This window comes from Paraburkholderia nodosa, assembly GCF_001718195.1.
Classification (GTDB): domain Bacteria; phylum Pseudomonadota; class Gammaproteobacteria; order Burkholderiales; family Burkholderiaceae; genus Paraburkholderia; species Paraburkholderia nodosa_A.
Genome location: NZ_MCNV01000003.1, coordinates 120782 through 138516, shown reverse-complemented (window position 1 = coordinate 138516; position 17735 = coordinate 120782). Strand labels below are relative to the sequence as shown.

Annotated in this window: 15 protein-coding genes and 1 tRNA gene; 11 read left to right on the top strand and 5 right to left on the bottom strand. The window is 64.4% G+C overall.

What is annotated here, in order from left to right:
- Positions 1-95 precede the first annotated feature (95 nt).
- Complete coding sequence (locus BFD71_RS06855; RefSeq protein ID WP_069262551.1) at positions 96-1076, top strand: hypothetical protein; 981 nt, start codon at positions 96-98, stop codon at positions 1074-1076.
- A gap of 91 nt (positions 1077-1167) precedes the next feature.
- Positions 1168-1632: a DUF2214 family protein gene (locus tag BFD71_RS06850; protein WP_069262550.1), complete on the top strand. Its 465-nt coding sequence runs from the start codon at positions 1168-1170 to the stop codon at positions 1630-1632.
- 132 nt (positions 1633-1764) lie between these two features.
- Here BFD71_RS06850 and BFD71_RS06845 read toward each other — a convergent pair.
- The 4 genes from BFD71_RS06845 to BFD71_RS06830 all read right to left on the bottom strand — a co-directional run bounded on the left by BFD71_RS06845 (position 1765) and on the right by BFD71_RS06830 (position 4032).
- Positions 1765-1839 (bottom strand) — tRNA-Val (locus tag BFD71_RS06845).
- Positions 1840-1887: 48 nt separating this feature from the next.
- Positions 1888-2634: a DNA polymerase III subunit epsilon gene (dnaQ, locus tag BFD71_RS06840; protein WP_069262549.1), complete on the bottom strand. Its 747-nt coding sequence runs from the start codon at positions 2632-2634 to the stop codon at positions 1888-1890.
- Between the two features lie 58 nt (positions 2635-2692).
- Entirely contained in the window at positions 2693-3142 is a 450-nt protein-coding gene (gene rnhA, locus BFD71_RS06835) for a ribonuclease HI (RefSeq protein WP_069262548.1), read from the bottom strand.
- Positions 3139-4032 carry a class I SAM-dependent methyltransferase gene (locus BFD71_RS06830; RefSeq protein ID WP_069262547.1) on the bottom strand — a complete coding sequence of 298 codons (894 nt, stop codon included), beginning with the start codon at positions 4030-4032 and terminating at the stop codon, positions 3139-3141. Before BFD71_RS06830 ends, rnhA begins: the two co-directional genes overlap by 4 nt.
- Before the next feature lie 20 nt (positions 4033-4052).
- Between BFD71_RS06830 and gloB the strand changes: the two genes are divergently transcribed.
- From gloB to BFD71_RS06800, 6 genes are all read left to right on the top strand, one after another.
- Positions 4053-4889, top strand: a complete 837-nt coding sequence (gene gloB / locus BFD71_RS06825; protein WP_069262546.1) for a hydroxyacylglutathione hydrolase — start codon at positions 4053-4055, stop codon at positions 4887-4889.
- A gap of 154 nt (positions 4890-5043) precedes the next feature.
- Positions 5044-6687 carry a transglycosylase SLT domain-containing protein gene (locus BFD71_RS06820; RefSeq protein WP_069262545.1) on the top strand — a complete coding sequence of 548 codons (1644 nt, stop codon included), beginning with the start codon at positions 5044-5046 and terminating at the stop codon, positions 6685-6687.
- 589 nt (positions 6688-7276) lie between these two features.
- Positions 7277-8416: a glutamine-hydrolyzing carbamoyl-phosphate synthase small subunit gene (gene carA / locus BFD71_RS06815; protein ID WP_069262544.1), complete on the top strand. Its 1140-nt coding sequence runs from the start codon at positions 7277-7279 to the stop codon at positions 8414-8416.
- A gap of 144 nt (positions 8417-8560) precedes the next feature.
- On the top strand, positions 8561-11815 hold the full coding sequence (gene carB, locus BFD71_RS06810; RefSeq protein WP_069262543.1) for a carbamoyl-phosphate synthase large subunit: 3255 nt from the start codon (positions 8561-8563) through the stop codon (positions 11813-11815).
- A gap of 217 nt (positions 11816-12032) precedes the next feature.
- Complete coding sequence (greA, locus tag BFD71_RS06805) at positions 12033-12509, top strand: transcription elongation factor GreA (protein WP_042261359.1); 477 nt, start codon at positions 12033-12035, stop codon at positions 12507-12509.
- An 87-nt stretch (positions 12510-12596) separates the two neighbouring features.
- Complete coding sequence (locus tag BFD71_RS06800; protein WP_069262926.1) at positions 12597-13058, top strand: DUF4149 domain-containing protein; 462 nt, start codon at positions 12597-12599, stop codon at positions 13056-13058.
- A gap of 56 nt (positions 13059-13114) precedes the next feature.
- Here BFD71_RS06800 and BFD71_RS06795 read toward each other — a convergent pair whose 3' ends face one another.
- Positions 13115-13660 (bottom strand): YhbY family RNA-binding protein, encoded by a 546-nt coding sequence (locus BFD71_RS06795; protein WP_069262542.1) that lies wholly within the window; start codon positions 13658-13660, stop codon positions 13115-13117.
- A 274-nt stretch (positions 13661-13934) separates the two neighbouring features.
- On the opposite strand from BFD71_RS06795, the gene BFD71_RS06790 reads away from it, so the two are divergent.
- From BFD71_RS06790 to folP, 3 genes are all read left to right on the top strand, one after another.
- Positions 13935-14597 carry an RlmE family RNA methyltransferase gene (locus BFD71_RS06790; RefSeq protein ID WP_069262541.1) on the top strand — a complete coding sequence of 221 codons (663 nt, stop codon included), beginning with the start codon at positions 13935-13937 and terminating at the stop codon, positions 14595-14597.
- Between the two features lie 198 nt (positions 14598-14795).
- A complete protein-coding gene (gene ftsH, locus BFD71_RS06785; protein ID WP_069262540.1) occupies positions 14796-16682 on the top strand; it encodes an ATP-dependent zinc metalloprotease FtsH in 1887 nt (628 codons plus the stop codon).
- A gap of 119 nt (positions 16683-16801) precedes the next feature.
- Positions 16802-17707 carry a dihydropteroate synthase gene (gene folP / locus BFD71_RS06780; protein WP_141710609.1) on the top strand — a complete coding sequence of 302 codons (906 nt, stop codon included), beginning with the start codon at positions 16802-16804 and terminating at the stop codon, positions 17705-17707.
- The last annotated feature ends 28 nt before the right edge of the window (positions 17708-17735 follow it).

Below are 17735 nucleotides of genomic sequence, written 5' to 3'. Positions count from 1 at the left end.
GTAAGACGCTAAAGCGTCAACTCTGGTCGACAGCTATGCATGGGACCAGAGTAAGACGCTAAAGCGTCAACTCTGGTCGACAGAGGAGAATACCCTTGGCCAGAACCCGACCGACGCCCACGGCCACCGTACCCGGTGCCGGGACGCTTTTCGCGCTGCGCGCGATCGGGCTCGTAATCCTCGCGCGCTGGTTGCACTCCATGGCGCAAATGAACTTCGTCGCCGCGCTCGAAGGCATGGCGTCGTCGCCGGCGGCAAGCCTGAATCTCGTCTTCCTGTTTTTGCTGATCGTGCTGCCGGGCGCCAAGGCGCGCGTCGAGCGGCCGTTTCACCCGCTGCCCCAGTGGCTGCGTCAGGCGCTGCGATTTTTCGGCGTGCTCGGCCTCTTGTTCGCAATCGGCTCGATCGGCGTGTTCGTCTGGACCGCCGGCTGGCGTCGCACCTTCCACGCCGTGGCCGACACCAACGGCTGGCTGGTTGCCGCCCCCGCGCTCTATGCCGCCGTGGTCTGGATCTGCCGGCCGCGCGCGCTCTGGCGCAGCAACTTCGCCGCGCGGCGCTTCGCGATCGGGCGCTTCGCCGTTTCGATCGATGCTGCGACGCGCACGACGGTCGTCTGGCGGGAGAGCCGTAAGGTAGGCCAGTACGATGCCCGCGAGTTGTCGGTGCGCTGGCTCTGCGGTGCGGCGCAGGGCGGGGCCGTTGCGTCCGGGCCCGCGCTCTTGCCCGCGCCGCCGCAGACCGGCGATCCTGCGCCCGCGGGTGGCGTCGCCGAACCGGCTGCTGTTTCGGATGCTGCGCATGCCGCGGATACCACGGATACCACTGCAACGCTGGGGGCCGGCCAGTCTGCGGCCACGCCTGACCCGGGCGCGCCCGCTGCGCAGCGGGCGGCATCGGCATCCTCTGCTGCAGCGCCTGCGGGCAAGCCCGCGCGCCGCGCGAAGATCGAGTTGCTCTGGGATTCGCCCGCTGCGGCGGGCCATAACCGTCAGGCTGTGTTTCGCGTGGGGCTCGCCTCCGAAGGCGACCGCACCGCTGCACGTGCCCTCGACACCGCGCTCAAGCAGGTCTGACGGCCCGTGGCCCGGCCGCGTTGCGCGACGTCCGCGTTCTCGCCGCTTTACCATTGCTTGCCGTTCCTGTCGTCCACCGGAAGGAGTTGCAATGCTGATACGCTGGTTGCTCGCCGCCGTTCATTTGCTCGCCTTCGGCTTTGCGCTCGCTTCGATCCTGCGGCGCACGCGCGGCCTGCGCCGCTGCACGTCGACCGAAGACCTGCCGATGATCTTCAGCGCCGACAACGGCTGGGGCGGCTCGGCGGTCGTCCTGATCGTGACTGGCGCAATGCGTGCGTTCGGCGGTTTCGAGAAAGGCGCTGAGTACTACATCCACGAGCCGCTCTTTCTCGTAAAGATGGCCGCGCTCGTGCTGATCCTTCTGCTCGAAATCGCACCCATGATGGCGCTGCTGCGCTGGAGGCTCGCCGTGCGGCGCGGCGACGTGCCGGATCTCACCGGCGCGGCGAAATACGCACTCATCGGCAGATGGCAGACGCTCATGCTTGTCGTGATGGTATTCGCGGCCACGGGCATGGCGCGCGGCATCGGTCTAGATCCTTCGATTGTTTGATTCGGATTGCTGACAGTGAAACGCGCCGACCGGATGTTTCGCGCAATGCCGAAGCCAAAGCAAAAGGCCTCGTTGCTTTCGCAACGAGGCCTTTTATTCTTCGGTGCTTGTCGTTACCAACACCAGGAATTCTGGTGGGTAGTACTGGGATCGAACCAGTGACCCCTGCCGTGTGAAGGCAGTGCTCTACCGCTGAGCTAACCACCCGAAGAGATTGAGATTATGCAGGGTGTTTTCGATTTTGTAAAGCCCTTTTTAAGCATTTTGCGCATCGGCCGCATTGGCTTCGGCGGGAGCCGGCTCGGTGCGCCAAACCGACGTCCCCTTGATCGCCGTGTCGAGACCGTCGAGCACGGCGTTGTGTTCGGCGATTTCTTCGTCGCTCGCCATGATCACCGGCAGATCGATCGACTCGAGCTGGATGCGCGGCGCGGCGGCCGCACCGGGCGCGGCGTGCTCGCCCAGCATGTCGATGACGAGGCTTTCCTGGCCGCGCGTCATCGCGAGGTACACCTCGGCGAGCAGTTCCGAGTCGAGCAGCGCGCCGTGCAGCGTGCGGTGCGCGTTGCTGATGCCGAAGCGGTCGCACAGGGCGTCGAGCGAGTTGCGCTTGCCCGGGAAGATCTGCTTGGCCTGCACGAGCGTGTCGATCACCTCGCCACAGTGCTCCTTGAATCCCGGCTTGCCGAGTAGCGCGAGTTCGGCGTCGAGAAAGCCGATGTCGAACGGCGCGTTGTGGATGATGATGTCCGCGCCGCGAATGAAGTCGAGGATCTCGTCCGCGACTTCGGCGAACTTCGGCTTGTCGGAGAGGAACTCGGTCGTGAGGCCGTGCACGGCGAGTGCGCCCGGGTCGCTGTCACGCTCCGGGTTCACGTAGAAGTGCAGGTTGTTGCCGGTGAGCCGGCGGTTCACCAGCTCGACGCAGCCGATTTCGATGATGCGGTCGCCCGTGCGGGCGTTCAGGCCGGTGGTTTCGGTATCGAGAATGATCTGGCGCATGTCTTGTAAGGCGTGAAAGCGTGAGGCCGCCGCGAAGCGGTCCTGGAAAGCAGCGGTCTCAGAGTTCCGCGAGGGTGGCGACGCCGCGGTTCGCGAGCGCGTCGGCGCGCTCGTTCTCCGGGTGGCCGGCGTGACCCTTCACCCAGCGCCATTCGATCTCGTGCTGGGCGACGAGCGAGTCCAGACGCTTCCAGAGGTCGTCGTTCTTGACCGGCGTTTTAGCGGCCGTCATCCAGTTCTTCTTCTTCCAGCCGTGAATCCACTCGCTGATGCCTTTTTGCACGTACTGCGAGTCGGTATGCACGATCACCTTGCACGGGCGCTTGAGCGCGTCGAGTGCGGCGATCACCGCCATCAGCTCCATGCGGTTGTTGGTCGTGCCGGCCTCGCCGCCGAACAGTTCCTTTTCCTGCGCGCCGAAGCGCAGCAGCGCGCCCCAGCCGCCGGGGCCGGGGTTGCCCTTGCAGGCGCCGTCCGTGAAGATTTCGACGAAGTCGGGTGTGCTCATGAGTCCTTGTTGCGTGTTGGGGAGGGGGTGGTCGCCGCGGGCTTCAGGCTCGCGGCCAGCACCGGCTTCTTGACCTTCAATGGGCCGACGAGGCGCATGCCGCGCACGCGCTTGATCGCCGTCACCATATAGATAGCGCCGAAAATCGGCCACCAGCGGTCGCCGGCGGCTTCCATGAAGCCGTAGCGGCCGAGCCACTGGTCCGTCGCGAGCGGCGGACGATAGCAGCCGAAGCGCCCGCGTTCAAGCTCGAAGCCCAGCAGCTTGATCCAGTCTTTCAGACGCGTGAACGCGATCAGGTCCTGGCGCGCGGGCAGGAACGGATGGCCGGTCAGCTTGCCGACCGACTGGCGCGCACCCCACAGTGAAAGCGAGTTGAACCCGACGATCAGCAGCTGCCCTTCGGGCATCAGCACACGTTCGGCTTCGCGCAGCAGACGGTGCGGGTCGCTCGTGAATTCGAGCGTGTGCGGCATCACGATGAGGTCGACGCTCTGCGCCTCGAACGGCAGATCGAGAAAGTCGCACCAGACAGTGCTGCGGCCCGCGGGCGCGTGAAGCAACGAACCGCCGCCCGCAGCCGGCGTGCGGTCCGCTGTTGCGCCGCCTGCCTCGGGCGGAGTTTGCCCGCCGTTCGGGTGGGAATGGGCCGACGCGCCGGGTACGGAGTAGGGTGCGCTTGCAGCACTGGCGGCATCGAGCACGAGGCCGCGGCACGACATGCGGTTCTCGCGCAGGGCGTCGAGCTGCGGCAGGCCGAGCTGCAGCGCATGGTAGCCGAATATGTTCGACACCACGCGGTCGAGCTGCTCCTGCTCCCAGCCGAGCACATACCTGCCAGCGGGCGAGGCGGTCCAGGCGGGCCAGTCTATAATCAATCGGTCAGACATGTCGAAGAATACGTCGCCCCATGAAGAATCCGCTTGAGTACGCGCGTTCGAGCGATGCGTGCGCCTACGAGTACGTACCGGTTCCGGCTTTTGAAGACAATTACATCTGGGTCGTTTCGGACGGCCGGAATGCCGTTGCCGTCGATCCGGGCGACGCCGCTCCGGTTCGCGCGTACCTCGCGAAGCGCGGCTGGCGGCTCGTCGCTATTTTACTCACCCATCACCACAACGACCATGTCGGCGGTGTGGCCGACCTGCTCGCCGACGCACGCGTGCCCGTCTACGGCCCGGCCGGCGAGGCGCTCGGCTCGCTCGATGGATTCGTCACGCGCGTGAAGGGTGGCGACGCCGTCCATCTGGATGCACCCGCGCTCGACCTGACGGTGATCGATGTGCCTGGCCATACGCGTGGCCATATTGCGTATTTCCAGGCGGCCGATGCCACCGGCACACCTCACGTGTTCTGCGGCGACACGCTCTTTGCCTGCGGCTGCGGCCGCCTCTTCGAGGGTACGCCCGCGCAGATGCTCGACTCGCTCGACGCACTCGCGGCGCTGCCCGGCAATACCCATGTGCATTGCGCACACGAGTACACGTTGTCGAACATTCGCTTCGCGCTCGCCTGCGATCCCGAAAACGGCGATCTGCGCGACTGGAGCCGCGAGGCGGCGGCGCTGCGCGAGCGCGGCGTGCCGACTCTGCCTACGACGATCGCGCACGAGCGCGCCGTCAATCCTTTCCTGCGCGCGGGCGATGCGGCGGTGCAAGCCGCGCTCTCAGAGGCGCTGCACGAATCGGTGCCGGACCGGCTGGCGGCTTTCGCAATGATGCGTGAATGGAAGAATCGGTTCCGCTGACCCAGCCGGGTCAGGGGGCATGCTCAACCCAATCGTATGGAATCACGCCCAAGCTGCGGATTTCATGGCTTTTTTTCCATTAATTCCGATTGACGGAAACCGGCACGTTCCGTACTATCGGCTGCAAATTCCAGCCATGCGGATGTAGATTTTCATGCGATTCATAATCAGTGCGCTGCTGGTCCTCATGCTCGCCGCCTGTGCGAGCGGGGGACCGTCTGCGAGTTCTCAAGCACCAGCCAACGCCCAGGCCAACGCCGACCTCATTCGTAAGACCTCCGCTGCCAAAGAAACCATTAACGTCGATCAAGGCTCCGTCGATCAACTCACGAGCCCTGACGCCGACCTCTGGGGACGCATTCGCCGCGGCTTCCAGATGCCCGACCTGCAGAGCGACCTCGTCGACATGAACGCCAACTGGTACGCCCAGCGGCCGGACTACGTCGCGCGCATGACCGAGCGTTCGCAGAAGTACCTCTATCACATCGTCGAAGAGCTCGAGGCGCGTCACATGCCTACCGAGCTCGCGCTGCTACCGTTCATCGAGTCCGCCTATAACCCGCAGGCGCTGTCGGTCGCGAAGGCCGCCGGCATGTGGCAGTTCGTGCCGGGCACGGGGCGCACCTACAACCTCAAGCAGAACATGTGGCAGGACGAGCGCCGCGACGTGCTGGCCTCCACCAGCGCCGCGCTCGACTATCTCTCGCGCCTGCACGACATGTTCGGCGACTGGTATCTCGCGCTGGCCGCCTACAACTGGGGCGAGGGCAACGTGCAGCGCGCCATCGCGCGCAACGAGGCGGCGGGCCTGCCGACCGACTATCAAAGCTTGCGCATGCCCAGCGAAACACGTAACTACGTGCCGAAGCTTCAGGCGGTCAAGAACATCGTGATGAACCCGCAGCAGTACGGGCTCACGCTGCCATCCATTCCGAACCACCCGTATTTCGTCACGGTCACGACCTCGCACGACATCGACGTGGACGTCGCCGCCAAGCTCGCGAACATGACGACCGACGAGTTCCGCTCGCTCAACCCGTCGTTCAAGAAGCCCGTGATTCTTGGCGCGACCGACCCGCAGATCCTGCTGCCGTTCGACAACGCGAGCGCGTTCGAGCGCAACCTGAAGGCCTATTCCGGTCAGCTTTCGTCGTGGACCGTCTACACGACCGACTCGCGCACCACGCCTGCGGCGATTGCGCAGAAGATCGGCGTGGACGCCGATACGCTGATGTCTGTGAACAAGATTCCGGCGGGCATGCGCCTGAAGGCGGGCTCGACGCTCGTGGTGCCGCGCACCGACGACGGCGACGACGAGGACATCAGCGCCGACGTGGCGGAAAGCGCCGTGCTGGCCATGGAGCCGGACGTACCCGACACGCGCAAGATGCTGATCCGCGTACGCCGCAAGCAGTCGATGGAAGCCGTGGCGAGCCGCTATGGCGTGTCGCTCGGCCAGTTGAAGGCGTGGAACAAGACCCGCCGCGACTACGTCGCGCCCGGCCAGGTGCTGGTTTTGCACGTACCGGTCAACAAGGCGATGCCGAGCGAGCCGGGACCGGAGCGTCTGGCAACGAACGTTTCTGGTGGTGGAGTGCAGCGAATTGGCACCCGCGTTGCAGACACCGGGTCGAAGTCGCGATACGATAAGAAGCACGGTCGCGCGCGCACCGAGGTCGTCAAGGTTTCCGAACCTGTCAAGGCCAGGACGGTCAGCGCTGCGCCCAGCAAGGCGTCGAAGGGTACGGCGAGCCGCCCGAAGGCCGACACCCACACGCAGAAACACCATACAAAATAGCGGCTGGCGAAGGGTGCTCAAACATGCGTTGCGGGGGCAGCGCATGGTATTTCGCTCCGATCACTTTTCCGTTTTTGTTGTGTTTGACGCCGTCACCCCGCCAGGTGGCGGCGTTTTCATTGGCGGGTCCCAAACATAAAGGGCGTGATTCGGTGCGGCGCCGTGCGGGCAACGCTTGCCGCTGCGCCCCCGCCCGCTATAGTGGAAAGGGCCATGCACCGGGCCGCGAGCACGCTCCCCGTCGCCAGCGTCATCCTGAAATTTGAAGGAAAGGTGACTTTCGCGCTATAATTTCAAGGTTTGAGCTTATCAACCCGCACCCTAGCGCCTACCTCCTCCCATCCGTTCATCCGCCGCCCGCGCTTCATCGTCAACTGGCCGGCTGCCGCCCGATCCTGCGTCACAAACGCGCGCTCGTGGCCCGGCGCCACAACGGTCGACCGCACGAAGAGTCGCGCAAGCGAGCGAGCCGCGCGCGCATCCTGATCCTCACGGAAAGGGGTGCCGACGCCGCAGCCGCTCCCACAGGTCGCAAGATCGCAACGTCGGATAACAGGTCGGCACAGGGTGCTCCCCCAAGGAGTCTCCCGTGTTGCCGTCATTCTCTCCCGCTCTGCTCGCGCTCGCCGACGGCACGGTCTTTCGTGGTTACTCGATCGGCGCGCCGGGTCATACGATCGGTGAAGTCGTGTTTAACACGGCCATCACCGGTTATCAGGAAATCCTGACTGACCCGAGCTACGCTCGCCAGATCGTCACCCTCACGTATCCGCATATCGGCAACGTCGGCGTCAACGCCGAAGACGTCGAAGCCACGAAAGTCCATGCCGCCGGTCTGATCATCCGCGACCTGCCTGTGCTCGCCTCGAACTTCCGCATGGAGCGCACGCTCGGCCAGTATCTGAAGGACGAAGGCGTAGTCGCCATCGCCGGCATCGATACGCGCAAGCTCACGCGTATCCTGCGCGACAAGGGCGCGCAGAACGGCGCGATCCTCGCAGGCTCCGACGACGAAGCGAAGGCCATCGAACTCGCGCGCTCGTTCCCGGGCCTCGCGGGCATGGACCTCGCGAAGGTCGTCTCGACCGACGAGCCGTACAAGTGGAACACCACCGAATGGCGTCTGGGTGAAGGCTACCGCACGCAATCGGCGCCGAAGTACAAGGTCGTGGCGTTCGATTACGGCGTGAAGCAGAACATCCTGCGCATGCTGGCCGAGCGCGGCTGCGACGTCACGGTGCTGCCGGCGCAAGCGACGGCTGAAGATGCCTTCGCACTGAACCCGGACGGCGTGTTCCTTTCGAACGGCCCCGGCGACCCGGAACCCTGCGACTACGCGATCAAGGCGACGCAAGCCTTCATCGAGCGCGGCATCCCGACCTTCGGCATCTGCCTCGGCCACCAGATCATGGGCCTCGCCGTGGGCGCGAAGACCATGAAGATGAAAACGGGCCACCACGGCGCGAACCATCCGGTGAAGGATCTGGCCGACGGTCGTGTCGTCATCACGTCGCAGAACCACGGCTTCGCGGTGGATGCCGCCACGCTGCCGGCCAACACGCGCGTCACGCACGTTTCGCTGTTCGACGGCACGCTGCAAGGCTTCGAGCTGACCGACAAGCCCGCGTTCTGCTTCCAGGGCCACCCGGAAGCGTCGCCGGGCCCGCAGGACATCGGCTATCTGTTCGACCGCTTCACGGCGCTGATGGACAAGGCCAAGGCGGCGTAAGCGCCGCATCGAGCGCAAAAGCAGAGCAGGGTGCGCAGCGAGCCGGTTCGAAGAACGACGGCCCACGCGCGCACCCGGGCGGCAAGCTGAGTCACCCGCGAGCCGCCAGACGTAAAAGACACAGGAATATTTAGCGAGAGCGTTATGCCCAAGCGGACAGACATCAAGAGCATTCTCATCATCGGCGCGGGTCCGATCATCATCGGCCAGGCGTGCGAGTTCGACTATTCGGGCGCGCAGGCATGCAAGGCGCTGCGTGAAGAAGGCTACAAGGTCATCCTCGTCAACAGCAATCCGGCGACGATCATGACCGACCCGAACACGGCCGACGTCACGTACATCGAGCCGATCACGTGGGAAGTGGTGGAGCGCATCATCGAGAAGGAGCGCCCGGACGCGATCCTGCCGACGATGGGCGGCCAGACCGCGCTGAACTGCGCGCTCGACCTGCATCACCACGGCGTGCTTGCGAAGTACAACGTCGAGCTGATCGGCGCGTCGCCGGAAGCCATCGACAAGGCCGAAGACCGCCAGAAGTTCAAGGACGCGATGACGAAGATCGGCCTTGGTTCGGCGAAGTCGGGCGTCGCGCACTCGATGGAAGAGGCGATCAAGGTGCAAGGCGAAATCGCCGAAGCCACCGGCTCGGGCGGCTACCCCGTCGTGATCCGTCCGTCGTTCACGCTCGGCGGTTCCGGCGGCGGCATTGCCTACAACCGTGAAGAGTTCGAAGAGATCTGCAAGCGCGGCCTCGACCTCTCGCCCACGCGCGAACTGCTGATCGAAGAATCGCTGCTCGGCTGGAAGGAATACGAGATGGAAGTGGTCCGCGACAAGGCGGACAACTGCATCATCGTCTGCTCGATCGAAAACCTCGACCCGATGGGCATCCACACCGGCGACTCGATCACGGTCGCGCCGGCGCAGACGCTCACCGACAAGGAATACCAGATCCTGCGCGACGCCTCGCTGGCGGTGCTGCGCGAGATCGGCGTGGATACGGGCGGCTCGAACGTCCAGTTCTCGATCGACCCGCGCACGGGCCGCATGATCGTGATCGAAATGAACCCGCGCGTGTCGCGTTCGTCGGCGCTGGCTTCGAAGGCCACGGGCTTCCCGATCGCCAAGGTCGCGGCCAAGCTGGCCGTGGGCTATACGCTCGACGAGCTCAAGAACGAAATCACGGGCGGTCAGACGCCGGCTTCGTTCGAGCCGACCATCGACTACGTCGTCACGAAGATTCCGCGTTTCGCGTTCGAGAAGTTCCGCGAAGCCGACCCGCGCCTCACCACGCAGATGAAGTCGGTGGGCGAAGTCATGGCGATCGGCCGCACGTTCCAGGAGTCGTTCCAGAAGGCGCTGCGCGGCCTCGAAGTCGGCGTCGACGGTCTGGACGAAAAGACCACGAGCCGCGACGAGATCATCCGCGAGATCGGCGAAGCCGGTCCGGACCGCATCTGGTACGTGGGCGACGCGTTCCGCGTGGGCATGACGCGCGAAGAGATCTTCGAAGAGACCGCGATCGACCCATGGTTCCTCGCGCAGATCGAAGAGATCGTCAAGAAGGAAGAGGCATGCAAGGGCCGCACGCTCGAAAGTCTCTCGAAGGACGAGCTGCGTTACCTCAAGCAAAGCGGTTTCTCGGATCGCCGTCTCGCGAAGCTGCTGGGCAGCAACGCCACGGACGTGCGCAAGCGTCGTATCGAGCTGAACGTGCGGCCGGTCTACAAGCGCGTTGACACCTGCGCGGCCGAGTTCGCCACGAAAACCGCCTACATGTACTCGACCTATGAGGAAGAGTGCGAGGCCAACCCGACGACCAGCAAGAAGATCATGGTGCTGGGCGGCGGCCCGAACCGGATCGGCCAGGGTATCGAGTTCGACTACTGCTGCGTGCACGCCGCGCTCGCGATGCGCGAAGACGGCTACGAAACGATCATGGTCAACTGCAACCCCGAGACCGTCTCGACCGACTACGACACGTCCGACCGTCTGTACTTCGAGCCGCTCACGCTCGAAGACGTGCTCGAAGTCGTGGACCTGGAAAAGCCGGTTGGCGTGATCGTGCAGTACGGCGGCCAGACGCCGCTGAAGCTCGCGCTCGACCTCGAGGCGAACGGCGTGCCCATCGTCGGCACGTCGCCGGACATGATCGACGCCGCGGAGGACCGCGAGCGCTTCCAGAAGCTGCTGCAGGACCTGAACCTGCGCCAGCCGCCGAACCGCACGGCACGCGCCGAAGACGAAGCGCTCAAGCTCGCCGACGAAATCGGCTACCCGCTCGTCGTGCGTCCGTCGTACGTGCTGGGCGGCCGCGCCATGGAAATCGTCCACGAGCCGCGCGACCTCGAGCGCTACATGCGCGAGGCCGTGAAGGTGTCGAACGACTCGCCGGTGCTGCTCGACCGCTTCCTGAACGACGCGATCGAATGCGATGTGGATTGCATCTCCGATGGCACGGACGTGTTCATCGGCGGCGTCATGGAACACATCGAACAGGCAGGCGTGCACTCGGGCGACTCGGCCTGCTCGCTGCCGCCGTACTCGCTGTCGCAGGAAACGGTCGCCGAACTGAAGCGTCAAACTGCCGCGATGGCCAAGGCGCTGAACGTGGTCGGCCTGATGAACGTGCAGTTCGCAATCCAGCAAGTGCCGCAGGATGACGGTTCGAAGAAGGACATCATCTACGTGCTGGAAGTGAACCCCCGCGCTTCGCGTACCGTGCCATACGTCTCGAAGGCGACCAGCCTGCCGCTCGCGAAGATCGCGGCGCGCGCGATGGTCGGCCAGAAGCTGGCGGAGCAGGGCGTGACGAAGGAAGTCGTGCCGCCGTACTTCAGCGTGAAGGAAGCGGTGTTCCCGTTCATCAAGTTCCCGACCGTCGACCCGGTGCTCGGACCGGAAATGCGTTCCACGGGCGAAGTGATGGGCGTGGGCAAGACCTTCGGTGAAGCGCTCTTCAAGTCGCAGCTCGCAGCGGGCTCGCGCCTGCCGGAGTCGGGCACCGTCTTCATCACCGTGATGGACGCCGACAAGCCCAAGGCTGTCGAAGTCGCGCGCATGCTGCACGAACTCGGCTACCCGATCGTCGCCACGCGCGGCACCGCTGCCGCGATCGAGGCGGCCGGTGTGCCGGTGAAGGTCGTGAACAAGGTGAAGGACGGCCGTCCGCACATCGTCGACATGATCAAGAATGGCGAGATTTCGCTCGTGTTCACGACGGTCGACGAAACCCGCTCCGCGATCGCCGATTCGCGTTCGATCCGCATGAGCGCGCAGGCCAACAAGGTCACGTACTACACGACGATGTCGGGCGCCCGTGCGGCCGTCGAGGGTCTGCGCTACCTGAAGAACCTGGAAGTCTATGATTTACAAGGCCTCCATGCTCGCCTAAACTAAGGCTTCCATTGTCTGTCTAACGTTCGACGAGGCAGGCTACAAAAGCTGAATGTGCCGCGGTTAAGCGGCGTCCCGACAGGGTTTCAGGCTGCGCCAGACCGCGCAGCCGCCCTCGCGGGATGCACTTAACCGCGGAATTTTTTTATGGCCGCAACGTGCGCGACAAGCGTGCGTGGCGCGGTCTCCTTTAGGCCCTTTTGGGCCGTACGAGTTGTTTATGAGCACGATTCCCTTGACCAAGCGCGGTGCAGACCAACTCCGCGGAGAGTTGCAGCGCCTCAAGTCCGTCGAGCGTCCGGCGGTCATCAATTCGATCGCGGAAGCGCGCGCGCAGGGCGATCTGTCGGAAAACGCGGAATACGACGCCGCAAAGGAAAAGCAGGGCTTCATCGAAGGCCGCATCGCCGAGATCGAGTCGAAACTGGCGGCCGCGCAGATCATCGACCCGGCCACGCTCGAAGCAGACGGCCGCGTGGTGTTCGGCTCGACCGTGGATCTCGAAGACCTCGATTCGGGCAAGACGGTGACCTACCAGATCGTCGGCGACGACGAAGCCGATCTCGAGCACGGCCTGATCTCGGTCAGCTCGCCCATCGCCCGTGCGCTGATCGGCAAGTCCGAAGGCGACGTCGCCGAAGTGCAGGCCCCCGGCGGCGTGCGCGAATACGAGGTCATCGAGGTCCGCTACGTCTGAGGGCGCGTCGACGTGAGTACTGCAAGCCACGTGGGTTCCGCCACTCCCGTTTCGCTCGTTGCGCACCGCCTCTTCGGGCTGCTCGCCATGCTGTGGGTCGGCAGTCAGCTGACCATCGGCTATGCGGTCGCTCCCGTCCTGTTCGCGTCGCTCGACAGGCCGGTGGCGGGCGAACTCGCCGCGCAGCTGTTTCGCCTCGAAGGTCTGATCGGCGTGGTGTGCGGGCTGCTGCTGCTCGGGCTCTCGAGCGTGCTCGTGCACCGCGGCGCGTTGGGCTATCGCCGGCTGCGCTGGATTCTGGCCGCCATGCTGCTGTGCGTGCTGATCGGCTATTTCGCGCTGCAGCCGTTCATGAACGCGTTGCGCGTTCAGGCGATGAGCGCGGGCATGGACGTGGCCAGTTCGCCGTATGCGAGCCGCTTCGGCTTGCTGCACGGCGTGTCGAGCCTGTTCTATCTCGTGCAGAGCCTGCTGGGTGCGTGGCTCGTTTGGCTGCTGCCTTCGGCACGCGGCACGCTGGGGCAGCGCATGGAAAGCGCGCCGCGCTGAAAGTGGCCTGAAGCCGGTTCAGGCGTAAAAAAAGCGCGGCTCGAAGGCCGCGCTTTTTACTTCGAACCCTGGTGGGCCCGCTTGGAGCTGGTTTGGCGTTTCTTGGCGCGCTTGATGTTGCCGCCTTGCGTGACGCGCTCGTTGCCCTTGACCGTCACCTTTTGCGCCTTCGGCTTGCGCATGGGGTTCTCGCTGGCCTTGACGACCTTGACGGTGCGCGGCGCGGCGCCGCGCTTGCCCGCTTCACGAGCGCTCGGTACGTCGGCGGCCGGGCGCGACACGGTGCCGCGGGCGCCGGCGCGCGCGGTCGTGGCCTTCGCCTTGGCTTCTTCGGGCTTGTAGATGACGAGCAGCTTGCCGATGTGCTGGATCGGGGCGGCGCTCAGGCGGTCGCAGATCTCTTCGTAGATCGCGAGGCGCTCTTCGCGCTCGTCGCCGAACACGCGCACCTTGATGAGCTGGTGCGCAAAAAGGTGAACCTTGATTTCCTTGAGGACGGCGTCGGTCAGTCCCTCGGCGCCGATGAGCACGACCGGTTTGAGCGCGTGAGCCTGGGAGCGCAGCTCGGAGCGCTGTTCGGCGGAAAGAGTGAGGGCGGGCATGGGATGTGGCAGACTCGACTAAAATGACGGCGCCGCGCGGGTCGACAGGCGTGAATTGACAACCTGGGCAGACGTGGATTGCGGTCCGCGAAAAGCGGGCCGCCAGCGGGCAAAGCGCGTCGGAACTACGGAAAACCGTGGGGAACGGCAGGGCGCGGGCAAAAAACGCCGGCGGAGCAACAAACATCCGGCCAGGCGGGCCGCGACGGCCGCACGAATAAAACGCGTATTATCCGCTAAAAGCGCGGAATCACGCAGCAAGAGTTCATCTTTAATGGCAAAAAATCGCTTCAACCAGTCGTGGCTGCACGACCATATCAACGATCCGTACGTGAAAATGGCACAGCGGGAGGGCTATCGTGCCCGCGCTGCCTACAAGCTGAAGGAAATCGACGAGCAGGACAAGCTGATCCGCCCCGGCATGGTGATCGTGGACCTGGGCGCGGCGCCCGGCAGCTGGAGCCAGTACGCTCGCAACAAGCTCGCGCAAGGCACGAAGCGCGACGACCAGCGGCAGGGTGGGATCGACGGCACGATCATTGCGCTCGATCTCCTTCCGATGGAACCCGTCTCCGACGTGCAGTTCCTGCAGGGCGACTTTCGCGACGACGAGGTGCTCGCGCAACTGGAAGAATTGGTGGGCGGCCGCCCGGTCGACCTTGTAATTTCGGACATGGCGCCCAATCTCTCGGGGGTCGCGTCGGCAGACGCGGCACGCATCGAGCACGTGTGCGACCTCGCGCTCGAGTTTTCGCAGAATCATCTGAAACCCGATGGAGCCCTTTTAGTCAAATGCTTCCACGGCAGCGGTTACAGTCAGATCGTCGAGAAGTTCAAGCAGCAGTTCAAGGTCGTGGCGGCACGCAAACCGAAGGCTTCGCGTGATAAATCGTCCGAAACGTTTATTTTGGGTAAACATCTGAAGCGTCCCTGTTAAACGGGGCATGATTGCCGTGCAAATGGCGCATTCTGGTCGCAAAATGACCCCGAGAGGCGGTCAGGACAAGGCGCTCGGGCTATTCCTGCGGTAGCGAAACGTTATGGCAGGGGTCCGTGTACTGGATTAGAATGCTTTGGTGGTGTCGCAGTCGCAAGGCAAATGTAGGCGCCCATCTATGAGTGAAGGAGTGGTGCTTTGAACAACAACATGTTTTCGAAGGCAGCAGTGTGGCTGGTAATCGCACTGGTGCTGTTTACGGTGTTCAAGCAGTTCGACAAGCCCCGTGTCCAGGAAGGCGTTTCCTATTCGCAGTTCATGGACGACGCGAAGAACGGCAAGGTCAAGAGCGTCGTGGTGCAGGGGCGGAACCTCACGGTCACTCCGGCTGATGGCCAGAAATACCAGATCGTCTCCCCAGGCGACATCTGGATGGTCGGCGACCTGATGAAATATGGCGTGCAGGTGAGCGGCAAGGCCGACGAAGAGCCGAACGCGCTCGTTTCCGCGCTGTACTACCTCGGGCCGACCATACTCATCATCGTGTTCTGGTTCTACATGATGAGACAGATGCAGGGGGGCGGCAAAGGCGGGGCGTTCTCCTTTGGTAAATCGCGCGCCCGCCTGATCGACGAGAACAACAATGCGGTCAACTTCTCCGACGTCGCGGGCTGCGACGAAGCGAAGGAAGAAGTGTCCGAACTCGTCGACTTCCTGCGCGATCCGCAAAAATTCCAGAAGCTGGGTGGACGCATTCCGCGCGGCGTGTTGCTCGTTGGCCCTCCGGGTACGGGTAAGACGCTGCTGGCGCGCGCCATTGCCGGCGAAGCGAAGGTGCCGTTCTTCAGCATCTCGGGTTCGGACTTCGTCGAAATGTTCGTCGGCGTGGGCGCGGCCCGCGTGCGCGACATGTTCGAGCAGGCCAAGAAGCATGCGCCGTGTATCGTGTTCATCGACGAAATCGATGCGGTCGGCCGCCATCGTGGCGCCGGCATGGGCGGCGGCAACGACGAGCGTGAGCAGACGCTGAACCAGATGCTGGTCGAGATGGACGGCTTCGAGGCGAACTCGGGCGTCATCGTGATCGCGGCAACCAACCGTTCGGACGTGCTGGACAAGGCGCTGCTGCGTCCGGGCCGTTTCGACCGCCAGGTCTATGTGGGCCTGCCGGACATCCGCGGCCGCGAACAGATCATGAAGGTGCACCTGCGCAAGGTGCCGATCGCCAACGACGTGGATGCAGCGGTCATTGCACGCGGCACGCCGGGCTTCTCGGGCGCCGACCTCGCGAACCTCGTGAACGAAGCCGCGCTGTTCGCGGCGCGCCGCGGCAAGCGCATCGTCGAGATGCAGGACTTCGAAGACGCGAAGGACAAGATCTTCATGGGACCGGAGCGCAAGTCGGCGGTGATCCGCGAAGAAGCGAAGCGCGCCACGGCGTACCACGAGTCGGGTCACGCGGTGATCGCGAAGCTGCTGCCGAAGGCGGACCCGGTGCACAAGGTCACGATCATCCCGCGCGGTCGCGCGCTGGGCGTGACGTGGCAGTTGCCCGAGCACGACAACGAAACGTACTCGAAGGACTATCTGCTGGATCGTCTGGCCATTCTGTTCGGTGGCCGTGTGGCGGAAGAGCTGTTCATGAACCTGATCAGCACGGGCGCCTCGGACGACTTCAACAAGGCCACGCAAACCGCTCGCGCCATGGTCACGCGCTTCGGCATGACCGACGCGCTCGGAACGATGGTCTACGCCGACGACGACAACGACGGTGGCCCGTTCGGCAAGGGCTTCACGCGTGCGATCTCGGAAGCGACGCAGCAGAAAGTCGATGCGGAAATCCGCCGCGTGCTCGACGAGCAGTACAACCTCGCGAAGCGCTTGCTCGACGAGAACCGCGACAAGGTCGAAGCCATGACCGCGGCCCTCATGGAGTGGGAAACGATCGACGCCGACCAGATCAACGACATCATGGCCGGCCGTCCGCCGCGCTCGCCGAAGAGCACGCCGTCGCCGGGCGACGCGTCGTCGGGCGGCAGCACGGGCACTGAGGTCAAGCCCGGTAGCGCCACCGCACCGGCGTGATCCTTATCGAGTAAAGTTGCGGGCCGGTGTGATGTTCACATCGGCCCGTTTTGCATTTCTGGCGTGCCGCTGTGCCGCCGCATCTCGTTACACATCTGACGTTTTCTGACGTGCCCAACATCTCCTCGCAAGGTAGTCTGCCACCTGAACCGCTCGCGTGCGGTCGTTTCACGCTGACGTTCGAGCGTCCGCTCGTCATGGGCATCCTCAACACCACACCCGACTCGTTTTCCGACGGCGGTCGCTATATCGCTTTCGGCGACGCCTTGCGCCGCGCCGAGCAGATGATGCTAGACGGCGCCGATATCATCGACATCGGCGGCGAATCGACGCGCCCGGGTGCGCCGCCTGTGCCGCTCGACGAGGAACTCGAACGCGTGATTCCGCTGGTGGAAAAGCTCAAGGGTGCGAACGTGCCGCTGTCGATCGACACGTACAAGCCCGAGGTCATGCGCGCGGCGCTCGCGGCAGGCGCAGACATGATCAACGATATCTGGGGATTCCGGATGCCCGGCGCAATCGAGGCCGTGCGCGAGAGCAACTGCGGGCTGTGCGTGATGCACATGCTCGGCGAGCCGCAGACGATGCAGCTGGGCGAGCCCGACTACGTGAATGTTGTGCGCGAGGTGCGCGAGTTTCTTGCCCAGCGTTGCGCCGAACTCGAAGCGGCAGGCGTGGCGAAGGCGCGCATCAGCGTGGACCCGGGCTTCGGCTTCGGCAAGTCGGTGGTCGAGCACAATTACGCGCTGCTCGCGCACCTGCCCGAGACGGCGCCAGAGGTTGCGGCAGGCCTCGCACCGTATCCGATCCTGGCCGGCATGTCGCGCAAGTCGATGCTCGGCGCGCTCGTGAACCGGCCCGCGCCCGAACGCGTGGCGGCGAGCGTCGGGGCGGCCGTGTGCGCGGCAGAGCGCGGTGCGGCGATCATTCGCGTGCACGACGTGGCGCCCACCGTGGACGCGCTCAAAGTCTGGGCGGCGATGCGCGACGCGATGTCCGCCGCTACGTCGGCTACACAAGGCTGAGCGTTTGCCCGGCGCAACGCTGACCGGC

Excerpts from the sequence above, each read along its gene's own strand:
- BFD71_RS06830 (WP_069262547.1), bottom strand. The coding sequence starts at position 4,032 with ATGTCTGACCGATTGATTATAGACTGGCCCGCCTGGACCGCCTCGCCC.
- gloB (WP_069262546.1), top strand. The coding sequence starts at position 4,053 with ATGAAGAATCCGCTTGAGTACGCGCGTTCGAGCGATGCGTGCGCCTAC.
- greA (WP_042261359.1), top strand. The coding sequence starts at position 12,033 with ATGAGCACGATTCCCTTGACCAAGCGCGGTGCAGACCAACTCCGCGGA.
- dnaQ (WP_069262549.1), bottom strand. The coding sequence starts at position 2,634 with ATGCGCCAGATCATTCTCGATACCGAAACCACCGGCCTGAACGCCCGC.
- BFD71_RS06820 (WP_069262545.1), top strand. The coding sequence starts at position 5,044 with ATGCGATTCATAATCAGTGCGCTGCTGGTCCTCATGCTCGCCGCCTGT.
- BFD71_RS06800 (WP_069262926.1), top strand. The coding sequence starts at position 12,597 with ATGCTGTGGGTCGGCAGTCAGCTGACCATCGGCTATGCGGTCGCTCCC.
- BFD71_RS06795 (WP_069262542.1), bottom strand. The coding sequence starts at position 13,660 with ATGCCCGCCCTCACTCTTTCCGCCGAACAGCGCTCCGAGCTGCGCTCC.
- rnhA (WP_069262548.1), bottom strand. The coding sequence starts at position 3,142 with ATGAGCACACCCGACTTCGTCGAAATCTTCACGGACGGCGCCTGCAAG.
- BFD71_RS06850 (WP_069262550.1), top strand. The coding sequence starts at position 1,168 with ATGCTGATACGCTGGTTGCTCGCCGCCGTTCATTTGCTCGCCTTCGGC.
- BFD71_RS06790 (WP_069262541.1), top strand. The coding sequence starts at position 13,935 with ATGGCAAAAAATCGCTTCAACCAGTCGTGGCTGCACGACCATATCAAC.
- carB (WP_069262543.1), top strand. The coding sequence starts at position 8,561 with ATGCCCAAGCGGACAGACATCAAGAGCATTCTCATCATCGGCGCGGGT.